This is a genomic window from Pseudoalteromonas sp. SG43-6 (genome assembly GCF_014164365.1).
GTDB classification, from domain to species: domain Bacteria; phylum Pseudomonadota; class Gammaproteobacteria; order Enterobacterales; family Alteromonadaceae; genus Pseudoalteromonas; species Pseudoalteromonas rhizosphaerae.
This window is the reverse complement of the sequence record NZ_JACJEZ010000028.1, coordinates 1-13296: the sequence shown is the minus strand read 5'-3', so window position 1 is coordinate 13296 and position 13296 is coordinate 1. Positions and strand designations below refer to the sequence as shown.

At 41.7% G+C, this 13296-nt stretch carries 9 protein-coding genes and 1 pseudogene; 6 read left to right on the top strand and 4 right to left on the bottom strand.

The window, feature by feature from the left end; translation table 11 throughout:
- The first annotated feature begins 1 nt into the window (after position 1).
- Together ubiH and H5201_RS13070 are read left to right on the top strand one after the other, a co-directional pair.
- Positions 2-1186 carry a 2-octaprenyl-6-methoxyphenyl hydroxylase gene (gene ubiH / locus H5201_RS13075; protein ID WP_149983223.1) on the top strand — a complete coding sequence of 395 codons (1185 nt, stop codon included), beginning with the start codon at positions 2-4 and terminating at the stop codon, positions 1184-1186.
- A complete protein-coding gene (locus H5201_RS13070; RefSeq protein ID WP_182784767.1) occupies positions 1183-2349 on the top strand; it encodes an FAD-dependent monooxygenase in 1167 nt (388 codons plus the stop codon). Before ubiH ends, H5201_RS13070 begins: the two co-directional genes overlap by 4 nt.
- 273 nt (positions 2350-2622) lie before the next feature.
- Here H5201_RS13070 and H5201_RS13065 read toward each other — a convergent pair whose 3' ends face one another.
- Entirely contained in the window at positions 2623-4773 is a 2151-nt protein-coding gene (locus H5201_RS13065; RefSeq protein WP_182784765.1) for a TonB-dependent receptor domain-containing protein, read from the bottom strand.
- Between the two features lie 206 nt (positions 4774-4979).
- The gene (locus H5201_RS13060) at positions 4980-5825 is read right to left on the bottom strand and encodes a LysR family transcriptional regulator (RefSeq protein ID WP_145241866.1); all 846 of its coding nucleotides are present in this window, start codon (positions 5823-5825) and stop codon (positions 4980-4982) included.
- Between the two features lie 126 nt (positions 5826-5951).
- Here H5201_RS13060 and H5201_RS13055 point away from each other — a divergent pair, with 126 nt between their 5' ends.
- The 4 genes from H5201_RS13055 (at position 5952) to gcvP (ending at position 11497) form a co-directional block, all read left to right on the top strand.
- Positions 5952-6551: a hypothetical protein gene (locus tag H5201_RS13055; protein WP_182784763.1), complete on the top strand. Its 600-nt coding sequence runs from the start codon at positions 5952-5954 to the stop codon at positions 6549-6551.
- Between the two features lie 186 nt (positions 6552-6737).
- On the top strand, positions 6738-7820 hold the full coding sequence (gene gcvT / locus H5201_RS13050; protein ID WP_145241861.1) for a glycine cleavage system aminomethyltransferase GcvT: 1083 nt from the start codon (positions 6738-6740) through the stop codon (positions 7818-7820).
- Between the two features lie 219 nt (positions 7821-8039).
- Positions 8040-8429 (top strand): glycine cleavage system protein GcvH, encoded by a 390-nt coding sequence (gcvH, locus tag H5201_RS13045; RefSeq protein WP_145241859.1) that lies wholly within the window; start codon positions 8040-8042, stop codon positions 8427-8429.
- Positions 8430-8605: 176 nt separating this feature from the next.
- On the top strand, positions 8606-11497 hold the full coding sequence (gene gcvP, locus H5201_RS13040; RefSeq protein WP_182719175.1) for an aminomethyl-transferring glycine dehydrogenase: 2892 nt from the start codon (positions 8606-8608) through the stop codon (positions 11495-11497).
- 138 nt (positions 11498-11635) lie between these two features.
- On the opposite strand, the gene H5201_RS13035 is transcribed toward gcvP, so the two are convergent.
- Both H5201_RS13035 and H5201_RS13030 read right to left on the bottom strand, forming a co-directional pair.
- Positions 11636-12790 carry a KTSC domain-containing protein gene (locus H5201_RS13035; RefSeq protein WP_182784761.1) on the bottom strand — a complete coding sequence of 385 codons (1155 nt, stop codon included), beginning with the start codon at positions 12788-12790 and terminating at the stop codon, positions 11636-11638.
- Positions 12787-13296 (bottom strand): annotated as a pseudogene (locus H5201_RS13030) (chitodextrinase); the annotation flags it as partial. The pseudogene H5201_RS13030 and the gene H5201_RS13035, both read right to left, overlap by 4 nt.

The following is a 13296-nucleotide window of genomic DNA, read 5'->3' as shown; positions in this document are numbered from 1 at the left end:
CGTGGCAGAGCAGTTTGATGTTGTTATTATCGGTGGTGGCTTAGCGGGTGCCAGTTGTGCGCTGAGTCTTGCGAAACATGCGCCGCAATTAACGATTGCGGTGGTTGAAGCAAATCAACCAAGCACTGAACACCATCCTAGTTTTGACGACCGAAGTATCGCCTTAGCACAACAATCGGTGCAATTTTTACAGACCATTAATGCCTTTGATATTGATGCCTCATTTGCTGCGGCAATTAAAAAAGTGACCGTGTCGGATCGCGGTCACTTTGGTAAAACGCAGATCGATTGTGCGCAATTTTCGCAGTCAGCTCTAGGTTATGTTGTTGAGGTAAATCCGTTTGGTCGTGCTTTACATCAACAACTTGCAGCTACCCAAGTGGTCATGTATTGCCCTGACAGTGTTGCAGATATTACCTATCAGCATGATTTTGCAAGTATTACTTTGCAGTCTGGTGCTCAACTTAATGGCCAATTAGTGGTGATTGCCGACGGTGCGCAATCGGCTACTCGCCAGCTGGCAAAGATCAATTTTACTCCTGAGCCTTATTCACAAGGGGCGATCATTGCCAATATTGAAGTGGCAGGTGGTCATCATAACCATGCTTTTGAGCGCTTTACTGAGCATGGACCAATGGCATTACTCCCGATGAGTAATAACCGTTACTCGTTAGTATGGTGTATGGATAAAGCCGATATTGACGCGCATATGCAGCTTGACGACAGCGCTTTTGTAAGTGCTTTGCAAACTGCATTTGGTTATCGTGGCGGGCAATTTACTAAAGTCGGCATGCGTGCAAACTATCCACTGGTGTATGGCCGTGCTGAGTCATTAAGTGCTCACCGTACGGTACTAATTGGCAATGCAGGGCATGCGATTCATCCTATTGCAGGGCAGGGCTTTAATTTAGGCCTGCGCGATGTGCAACTTCTATGTGAATTAGTAAAGAGCGAATTGGCAATTGGCAGTTACCTATTTACCCGTGAATATGCCAAACAACGTAACCAAGATATAACCACTGTAATGACGTTAACAGATTCTTTAGTGCGGTTATTTTCAAACTCATCACGAATACTCGCATTTGGTCGCAGCTGTGGTCTATTCGCCATGGATTTGTGTTCTTCTTTAAAAACACCTTTAGCTAAGCAATTAATGGGTCAGGTTAAACAAGGTAAACGACTATGAAACAGACACAAGTATGTGTTGTGGGGGGCGGCTGTGTTGGCTTAACCCTCGCGCTGGGGCTTGTTAAAGCCAATATCAGTGTAGTAGTAATTGATGCGGCAGCAAAACAAGTATTGCCAGGCGATGAATACGCTTTGCGCGTAAGTGCACTGAGCCTTGCCAGCCAACACTTGTTTGAATCTTTGCAAGTGTGGCCTGAGATCATTGCTCAAAGAGCACGCGCCTATACCCATATGGATGTGCGCGACCAAGATAGCTTTGGCAAAATTGCTTTTAACAGCGATGAACTGGACCTTCCTCATTTAGGTCATATTGTTGAAAACGACATCATTCGTTATGCACTGATCAATGAATTAGAACAATACAGCCAAGCAACGCTTATGTTTGATACACGCTATCAACAAATACACCAAAGTGACAATGACGTCTTTATAACCTTAGACTCTGGTGAGCCAGTTATAGCCAAGTTATTAGTGGCAGCCGATGGCGCAAATTCAGCGATTCGGAAACAGTTTAATTTGCCCATTACGTTTAAAGATTATGATCATAACGCCATCGTTGCGACGGTAAGAACCACTGAGCCACATAATAATACTGCGCGCCAAGTATTTTTACCTACTGGACCACTGGCGTTTTTACCGCTGCCAGATGCCAATACGCACTCAATTGTATGGTCAACCAGTCCTGCGCATTGCCAAACGTTACTAGCCATGGATGATAGCGATTTTAATAAAGCAGTTATGGCAGCCCTTGATGGCCAATGCGGTTTATGTGAGGTACAAAGTGCGCGCACAGCGTTCCCTTTGAAAATGCGTTACGCGCAGCAATGGGTGATAGGTAAAGTGGTATTAATGGGCGATGCCGCACATACCATTCATCCGTTAGCAGGACTTGGTATGAACTTAGGCCTTAAAGATGCCGCTTACCTTATTGAGCTTTTAACTGCTGACAATAAAGAGTTTGCCAGTAATCGACTATTGCGTGATTACGAGCGTACCCGCAAGCTTGATGCACAAAAGCATATTGCGATGATGCAAGGCTTAAAAGAATTATTTGCAGGCGCTAACCCACTTAAAAAACTGGTACGTGGTGTGGGTTTAAGCTTGGTTGATAACTTAGGCCCAATTAAGCACCTGTTTGCCAAGCAAGCGATAGGGAAGTAGCAGAGTTAGTGAGATAGATGTTAGGCTAGCTAAGTGATGAGTAGTGTGATTTTATACCGCGCTTTTTTATGCCTTAAATTTGATAAAATAATCCAGATAAGCTCGGTGTCTACCTGTTAGCTGGGTTTTAGCCCAAAGGTGCTGAGGTTTGCGATTTTATATCAGTTCAATTTACGCACTACTTTCGTGATAAATCACGATCTACAAAAAAGCAGTACTTTGACTTAACAAGCACTGCTTTTATAATTTTTAGCCTTTACCTTTAGCGTTTACTTAAAACGCGTAGCTGTAACCCATTTGGATTGTGCGTGGTTTACCTGGTTGAATACCACCGTTTGCGCGGTTAGCGATGTAAGTGTTATCAAATAGGTTATCAACCGTTAGATATACTTTTTGCTTGTCATCAATTAAATATTTAGCGGCTAAATCCCACACTACGCGGCTGTCGATTGCATTCAGGCCGTCAGCACTTAAATCAGCATGTGCGTCAGATACATAACGCACTTGCGTATCAAATGCAAAGCTTGAAAGCACGGCACCAAATGAAAGAGCGATTTGATTCTCTGGAACGTAAGGCATTGCATCGCCTTTATTTACTTGCCCCCAGATATCTGATGCAAAATCATTTTTAAACTGTGAATCCGTATAAGTGTAAGTTAAGCGTACAGGGAATGTTGCGCTATTAATTTCGAAAATACGACCTGCAGAGAACTCAAAGCCCGATACTTCTACTTCGCCGTAGTTGTATTGGTCGCCAATGTTTTCATCACTACAGCCTACAGATGCAGTACAATTTCCATGCATATTGCTGTAATCAGAGAAGAATGCAATGATTTCACCATTAAAACCAGCAACGTTATAACGGCCACCAAACTCAATGTTTACGCTTTCCTCTTCTTCTTGGTCTGCATTACCTGGTGCAGCAGGAGCGTAACCTTGCTGAATACCTGCAAGTAGCGTTAGGCTGTCGCTTACGGTGTAAGTTGCCCCCAGTGATGGCACTAAGATTTGTGTATCGTTTGAAACGTCTTTAGTTAAGCCATTTTCACGTTTAGGATCAGACTTTGACCACTCTACGCGGGTAATTGTGATGTCTTCATAACGAAGGCCTGCATTAATCACTAATGCATCGATTGACCACTGGTCTTGAATGAATAACGTTGTTGCTTTTGCACTATCTACACGATTGCTGTCAGAACCCGGAACGCCCTGAGACGTTAAGGTCATACTTAAATCTTGATTAAGTGTGTATTTGTCTTCCCACTGAAAACGATCCATTTCGTCTTCGTGGTAGCGCACGCCAACAGTCACATAGTGATCGCCCGCAGGAATGTGCAACTCTGATTGCACACCTTTGGCTTGGTAGTCGCGGTTATTTGCTTTAATACCAATGCCTTCAATACCTTCAGCTGTTGGTGCCGCTTCAAATTCACTGTACTGTGCTAAATAGCTTTCACTTACTTTGCTCGCTTTGTACCAATTACGATGAAAATCATTGAGGTAAGCTGTCGCTAATAACTCATAACCATCACCAAAACGATAAGCATAGTTTAATTGGTATGCATTATGTTGCGTGTTCATTTGGTCTTTTTGTGATGCGGCATAACGACGGTTTGGTGACGCTTTATAATCTTCTTCTGTTAAACCCATGTAAGTTTCATCAGATTGTTCATCAGAGTACTTAATTTTCATCTCTAGGTTATGCGCGTTGTTTTCACCAAACTTATAACCAAATTTAAGTAAAAAATCTGTTTTTTCAAAGCCTGTGTTGTCGCTACCTACAGGTAATTCTTTAAAGCCATCTGCACCATAGCTGAAAACTTCAATAAGGCCAGCTGCGTTGTTTTTTTCTTTACCGAAGTAAGCATGGCCCTTATAAAAACCATCGCTACCGAGTTCGGCGTTTACTAAACCCGTTGAACCTTCGGTCGGTAAGCTGCGCGAAAGTAAGTTTAAAACACCACCGGTTGTACGCGGACCATACTTAACAGAGGCTGCGCCTTTTAATACTTCAATCGACTCCATACGGCCCATAGTAGGGAAGTAGTAAGCCGATGGCGCTGAGTAAGGTGCGGGTGCTACGAGAACACCATCTTCCATTACTGATATTTTATCGTTACGGCCAGTACCTGTGCCACGCATACCAATGTTAGGGCGCAGGCCATAACCATCTTCTTCTTGCACATAAACACCTGGTACAGATGCTAAAACACGAGAAATATCGGTAAATTCGAATTTTTGTAATTGTTCGTCTGAGATAAATGTAGCAGAGCCCGGAATATCGTTAATAGCAGCTTGCGAGCCAATAACGGTAATTTGCTCAAAGTTCTTTTTTTTATTTGTTGCATCATTTGCAACGGCATTAGCGCTTAATGATAAAGCAATAGCCATCGAAAGTGTTGAAACAATAAGCTTAGGAGGCATTATAGATCCTGTATGTGTCTAATTTTAACTGGCGCAATTTAAACATGTAAAATAATACGAATCAATCCTATTTGTAACAATTCCGATCGTTAAGTAAGTTTTTGAATATAAATATGAAAACATATTGTTGTTAATATTGTATTACTATATTCGTTGCGATAATCTAAATTATCAAAAGGTAACTAAAGGCGGCTTTTTGTTAGCTATTAAGTCAAGCGTAATGCAATAAACTCGGCAAGTTTATCTACCGCATGCTCGGCTTGTTCTGCATGCTTTGTTAAGCTAATACCTATTTTACCTAGGCTCGGTAAAATAGCGGTGTTTAACTCATAGTTAAGTTCATTAGGCACTGTGCTTCTAGCCAAAACGGTGATCCCTAATCCTTCTTTTAAAGCCGCAGTAAGGCCTGTTAAATCAGCGTTACTATAACTTATGCGGTACTTAATACCTGCAAGTTGCAATGCCTCGATGGCGCGGCGTCGATAAATACAACCTTCCGGTGCAGTCACAAGCGTAACAACGTCATTTTGTGCTATTGATAAATCACCAACCCAGACCAGTTGGTCTTGCATAAAAACAGGGAACTTTTCAGAGTTTAAATCTTCATTTAACGCCAGTACTAAATCAAACTGGTCTTCTCGTGAAACCGACAATAAATGCTTACTTAAACGCGATTTAACCTCTAACGATACTTCAGGGTAAAGTGCCACAAAGTCACCGATAATAGCGGGTAAGATCCGAGCGGCAAATTCGCTGGGTATTCCCAACCTCACCTTACCGGTCACATTCTCTTTAGTAAATAATTGCAAAATGGTGTCGTTTTGCAGCAGCATTTGCTTTGCCATCGGCAGCAGCAGTTCACCGTATTGATTGAGTACTTGGCGCTGGCCTTGTTTTTTAAATAGCTTATGCCCGAGCATTTCTTCTAACCGCTTTATTTGTAAACTTACAGCGGGTTGCGATAAGCCAAGTAAATCACCTGCTTTAGCAAAACCTGCTACTTCAACCACAGTAACTAACGTGCGTAAGCTGTCTGTTGAGATATTTTTCATATTAAAAATTACAATTTATGGGGGTAGATTGATAAGTATTATTTATCAATTGATTAATAATTACAATTTGTTGTTGCTAGACTTGCACAATATACTTTTGCCATTAAAGATTGATAGGTGTCGATAATGACTTTTAGCCCGATAATGTTTGCTCGTCATAGCCAGATTGAAGCAGCTGATAGCAATATGCTGCAGCTCAATACAAACACCGTGGTGATCGATTTTAGCGGCACTGAAGCAATCCCGTTTTTAACCACTATATTAGGGTTAGATTTAAACAAACTAACCGCCAGTGGTTTAGGTGTGAAAGGCACCTTAGATGGTGACCTAAACAGCAATTATAGCTTTGCGTTATATTACTTTAGTGCAACAGCGTTTAGATTTGTGTTGCACACAGATGCAGCGGCTCAATTACAAGCACTGATCAGTGAACAGCAACTGCGCTACGATATTGAGTTTGTTACCCGCACTGATTTAGCGACCTTAACTTTATCTGGTGAGCAGGCATTTGACGCGTTAGTCGAAGCATTTAAACTCACCCCTGGACTGCGCTTGTCAGACGCCAACAGCTGCTACGGTGCGCAAAGTGGTGAGGTATTTATTACCGCTATTGATAAACAATCAATACAGTATTTTCAGCTGGTGGCCAAAGCGCCTGAGCTGACTAAATGGCAAACATATTTACAGCAACGCGGTTTTGATATGTCACTACCAGACGTTGCTTAAACATAAATTGATAAGCTGGCTAGCGTATTTTTTAGTTGCCAGCTTTTGTAATTTATTTGTTAGAACAAATCGCAATTTGGGTGTTAGGTGCATTACAACTTATGTATAATCGCCGCCCATGTTATTCCCCCTCATTAAATTGAGGCCACGCCCAATCTTGGGTTAATTATAAAGTGAAGGAATATTATGACTTCTAAAACAGTTTTACATGCAAAGCACCTAGAATCAAAAGCAAAAATGGTTGATTTTCATGGCTGGGAAATGCCAATCAACTATGGTTCGCAAATCGAAGAGCACAACGCAGTGCGCACCGATGCAGGCATGTTTGACGTTTCACATATGACTATTGTTGATGTCAAAGGCGAGCAAGCACAAGCATTCCTTCGTAAACTAGTCGCTAACGATGTTGCTAAATTAACCGTTCCTGGTAAAGCGCTTTACACTGGCATGCTGAATGAGCAAGGTGGCGTAATTGACGACCTTATCATTTACTTCTTCTCAAATACTGATTATCGCTTAGTGGTTAATTCTGCAACTCGTGAAAAAGATTTAGCGCACATGGCTAAAGTTTCAGCTGATTTTGCCGTTGCAGTAACAGAGCGCCCAGAGTTTGCCATGATTGCAGTACAAGGCCCTAATGCTAAAGCAAAAACTGCCACTATCTTAACGGCTGATCAACAAGCAGCTGTTGCAGATATGAAGCCGTTTTTTGGTGTGCAAACTGGTGATTTATTTATTGCTACAACAGGCTATACTGGCGAAGACGGTTACGAAATTGTTGTACCGAACGAGCAAGCTGCGGATCTTTGGCAACAACTGCTAGATGCTGGTGTTGCGCCTGCGGGCCTTGGTGCACGTGACACACTACGTTTAGAAGCGGGTATGAACCTTTACGGCCTAGATATGGACGAGAGCGTATCACCACTTGCTGCTAACATGGCGTGGACCATTGCATGGGAACCTGAAGATCGTGACTTTATCGGTCGTGACGTACTAGTACAGCAACGCGCTGACAAAAGCACTGATAAACTTGTTGGCCTAGTGCTGGAAGAAAAAGGCGTATTGCGTAGTGGTTCTAAAGTAATTGTTGATGGTGGCGAAGGGGTCATTACCTCTGGTACTTTCTCACCTACACTTGGTTTTAGTGTTGCCCTTGCACGTGTACCACGTTCAACTGGCGAAACTGCTCAAGTAGAAATGCGTAAAAAATTAGTTAACGTAAAAGTAGTTAAACCAAGCTTTGTACGTAACGGTAAGTCTGTACTTTAAAGTATTAATTAAAAAATTTGGTGTTATCACCCAATAATACCAATCATGTTGAGTTATTAACCAGTTATAGCGACAGATAAATAGAGTGATAACAAGGCATTAATTTTGATATGTAGTTGTTCTACCTGATAAATTAATAACGCTGTTAGCGCTTTATTTAGACCGCTAGAATGGTTAAATTTTTAAGTTGATTGGTATCAAAACCAAAGGATGAATAAAATGAGCAATATCCCTAGCGAGTTAAAGTATGCCTCTTCACACGAGTGGGTTCGCAACGAAGGTGACGGTACTTTCACTGTAGGTATTTCTGAGCACGCACAAGAACTACTTGGCGACATGGTATTTGTTGAATTACCAGAAGTAGGCGATGAAGTAGATGCAGGCGAAGACTGTGCAGTAGCAGAGTCAGTAAAAGCGGCATCAGACATCTATGCACCAATCAGCGGTGAAATCGTTGCAATCAACGAAGACCTTGAAGATGCACCTGAAACAGTTAACAACGACGCTTACGGCGACGGTTGGTTATTCCGCATTAAAGCATCTGACGAGTCTGAGCTAGAAAACTTGCTTGACGCTGAAGGCTATGCAAACACCATCGACGAAGACTAATAATTAGTTTATCGCCGTACTAAAAGCCCCATTATACCTAACATAATTGGGGCTTTTATGATTTTACTGCTTACTTTTCCATACACTGTAAGTTATTAAATCAAAAGCTTTTAAGTTATTACTGGTCACCCATTAGTAATAACCATTTATTTTTTGGATCATAGGAATCTGGACAAATGTCAAACGCCAAATCTCTTGAACAATTAGAGCAAACGCAAGATTTTATTCGCCGTCATATTGGGCCAAGCCCAGCACAAGTAAGCGATATGCTAAGTGCTCTTGGAGTATCGAGTGTTGAAGAGCTGATCGGTCAAACTGTACCTGCAAGCATCCGCTTAGAGCAAGGCCTAACAGTGGGTGAAAGCCGCACTGAAGTTGAAACACTAAGCTACTTAAAATCAGTAGCAAGCAAAAATAAAGTATTCAAATCTTACATCGGTCAAGGCTACCACCCAACTCACGTACCACACGTAATATTACGTAACGTACTTGAGAACCCAGGCTGGTACACAGCGTACACTCCATACCAACCAGAGATTGCTCAAGGGCGTTTAGAGTCATTACTTAATTTCCAAACTATGACCTTAGACCTTACCGGTCTTGATTTAGCAAGTGCATCATTACTTGATGAATCAACTGCGGCTGCCGAGGCCATGGGCCTTGCAAAGCGTGTATCTAAAGCTAAAAAAGCCAACATCTTCTTCATCGCTGATGACGTACATACCCAAACTATCGACGTAGTGACAACTCGCGCCGAGCAGTTTGGTTTTGAAGTTGTGGTAGGTCCTGCTGCTGATGCTGTAAATCACGAAATTTTTGGTGCGTTATTCCAATACCCGTCAACATCAGGTGAAGTAGTCGATATCACAGATTTAATCGCTGGCGTACAAAGCAAAAAAGCGATTGCCTGTGTTGCTGCTGACATCATGAGCTTATTACTATTAAAAGCACCAGGTAAACTTGGCGCAGACGTAGTACTTGGTTCTGCCCAGCGTTTTGGTGTACCAATGGGTTACGGCGGTCCACACGCTGCATTTTTCGCAACACGTGATGCATACAAACGTTCATTACCAGGTCGTATCATTGGTGTGTCTAAAGACCGTTTAGGTAACGATGCACTACGTATGGCAATGCAAACCCGCGAGCAACACATTCGCCGCGACAAAGCCAACTCAAACATTTGTACAGCGCAAGTATTACTCGCTAACATGGCTGCGTTTTATGCGGTGTACCATGGCCCACAAGGCTTAAAAACAATTGCACAGCGTATTCATCGTTTTGCTGATATTTTAGCCGCAGGCCTTAAAGCTAAAGGTGTAAACCTTAAGCACAGCACCTGGTTTGATACCCTAACAGTTGTTAGCGATAACAAAGACGATGTAACAGCGCGTGCTGTAGCAAACGGCGTAAACTTTGCTACTAACCATGATGGCGAATACTCAATCTCAGTGTCTGAGACCACAACGCGCGCAGACGTAGCACAGTTGTTCGATATCATTCTTGGCGAAGACCACGGCTTAAGTGTTGATGCAATCGCAGCAGACATCGAAGCAAACGGTAGCGATTCAATCCCTGCAAACCTTGAACGCGATGATGAAATCTTAACGCACCCTAACTTCAATTCATATCACAGCGAAACTGAAATGCTGCGTTATATCAAACGTCTTGAAAACAAAGATTTAGCACTTAATCACTCAATGATCTCGTTAGGTTCATGTACTATGAAACTAAACGCGACCGCTGAGATGATCCCAATTACTTGGCCTGAGTTTGCTAATCTTCACCCATTCTGCCCGCTAGACCAAGCAGAAGGTTACCAAATCATGATGGGCGAACTACATGATTGGTTAGTTAACATCACCGGTTACGATGCCGTTTCATTACAGCCAAACTCTGGTGCACAAGGTGAATACGCAGGCTTAATCGCGATTCGCAAATACCACGAGTCACGTGGCGATGCACACCGTAATATTTGTTTGATCCCAAGTTCAGCGCACGGTACTAACCCAGCTTCTGCACAAATGGCAAGCATGAAAATTGTAGTTGTTGATTGTGACAAAAACGGTAATGTAGATATGGCTGATCTTAAAGCGAAAGCAGAAGAAGTATCAGAAAACCTATCGTGTATCATGATCACATACCCGTCTACGCACGGTGTATACGAAGAAACAATTCGTGAAATTTGTGACATCATTCATCAACACGGCGGCCAAGTTTACATGGACGGCGCGAACATGAATGCACAAGTAGGTGTAACAAGCCCAGGCTTTATCGGTTCAGACGTATCGCACTTAAACTTGCATAAAACGTTCTGTATCCCACATGGCGGCGGTGGCCCAGGTGTTGGCCCAATCGGTGTTAAATCACACCTAGCGCCATTTATGCCTAACCACAGCGTAATTAACGTACCTGGTACGAGTATCGGCAACGGAGCAGTATCAGCAGCGCCATACGGCTCAGCAGCTATTTTACCTATCTCATGGGCTTACATCACCATGATGGGTAGCGAAGGCCTTAAACAAGCCACTGAAATGGCAATCGTAAGTGCTAACTACTTAACTCATGAGTTAAGCCAGCACTTCCCAATTTTATACCGTGGTCGCAACAACCGTGTTGCTCACGAATGTATTGTTGACTTACGCCCACTTAAAGAGCTTTCGGGCATCACTGAAATGGATGTTGCTAAGCGTTTACAAGATTACGGTTTCCATTCACCAACTATGTCGTTCCCAGTAGCGGGCACCTTGATGATTGAGCCCACTGAGTCTGAGTCTAAAGTTGAGATCGACCGTTTCATCGAAGCTATGGTATCAATCAAAGGCGAAATCGACAAAGTGATCTCTGGCGAATGGTCTATAGAAAACAACCCGCTAGTGTTTGCACCGCATACACAAGGCGACGTACTTGGTAACGAGTGGGACAGAGCATACGACCGCTTCTACGCTGCGTTCCCAGTACCAGCAGTGGCCAAAAACAAATTCTGGCCTACAGTAACGCGTATCGATGACGTATACGGCGACCGTAATCTAGTGTGTTCATGCCCAGCGGTAGAGACATACAGAGACTAATAATTTTATTGATAAAAGTCATTATAGTTTGGGAATGAAATTATAGATTGGGAATCCAATCTCTATTCCCAAACAATAATTATTAAAAAGGGTGAGCTGAAGTGGCTCACCCTTTTTTATTTCTAGTCCAATGTTTAGTTATTTTTCAACTTTTGCAACTGGTTCAAGTGACGTCATTTTTAGATAAGTCATACTTTCAATATCTAACTTATCAAAAGGGTATTGGCCTCGAATATTATCATTAAAAACCTTCCCCATTGATGTTGAGTAATACAACTCATCCCATACTAAAATAGGTATATTGTAATAACGATAAACACTTCCTGATTCAAATTTGAGATCAAGAATTTTATTAATCGTTGAATAGCCGATGTGTGAAAAAGCATCTGAATTTACAGGGTGTTGTTCAAATAAGGGGAAAGGAGTTTGGTTTAAAATAGAAGCTTCAATTTTAGCACTTATTGCATTTGCAACTGCATTATTTCTTAGGTATGCAGCAATTAACCCATGACCAGTTGAGTCAAATAAAGACTCAGCAGAATAGTTTGAAGGTAAACTACCAAATAAAATCCTTACGGCTCGTATGACCCAGTCTTCGTCAAGTGTAAGGTGTGAAATGATCTCTTTATATTCCTCCCCCAAACTTCCTCCTATTGAACTTGTTGGTGTTGCTATTGCGGCTAGGCTAACCAGTGGATAATCGGAAGCAAGATACCCGTCGCTATATTGATAAGTAGATATGGTTTCCTCAAAAAGAGCATTGGTGTAAAAGTTACCTTGCGAGTGACCAATAAGAATAATACGGTTGCAAGAATGCATCTGAAATTGAAGTCTTTGAAATGCATTTTTATAGTCTGTCTCGTCAATAATAGAGTAATTTACTTCAGTAAATACATCCTGTAAAACAGACTCAATTTGAGCGATATCTATATCTGATAGTGAGCTAACAGTGCCTCCAATTATTGCAGTTATTATACGATACTCAGGTGAAAATACGGGCAAGTCACTATACTTTTGCTGTGCGACTTCATATATTTGCATAAATATAGCTTCACTTTTATTATGACTCCCTGTAGGAAATGCTCCTTTTTTAAATTCAGGTAGGTGAGAATTTTGAAAGTTACCTAATCTATTTAAGTTTGCCCTATATTGCTTGATATTAGTCCGCATACCATTTACATAGAAAATGCGCACATTATCAATATTTCTAGAGCAATACCGATCTTGTGCTTGATAATTACCATTCGCCAAAACTGGAAATATAAGTAAGAGTAAAATATATATAGCTTTCATTTTATGTCCTTCTTAAGGATATTGCAGTCTTGATCAGCACTTCGATGAAAACCGTCATCCCAAGCAATATAGTCACTAATTTTATTTTGGCTTTTTCGGTTCGCGTAAGCTCTATCTATCGTATTAAAGTATAAAACTTCGGGTTCTCTAAAGTGTGGGTGTGAATTTTGTAAATATCGAACACAGTAGCTTATGTTGATCATATCCAAAATAATCTGCTTACTGATCTCAGTATCTAAATTTGGTATACGCCCTTGTTCAATATCAATAACCAGTTGTAATGTTGAAGCTGCGCCTAAACTAAAGGTGATGAGCTGTGGAGAATCAAACTTTTCATACACATAGCGCTCATAATCATCACGAATACCGTTATCATTTTGGTCAACACCGTCCAGCGTTTTATAGTCGTCAGGGTGTTCAGGTGGTAAATCTGGGGTTTGGTAGAATGAATCTTTAATTTTTTGCCAACTACTATGAAGTTTAGGTTCGTTATTCTCATTCCAATA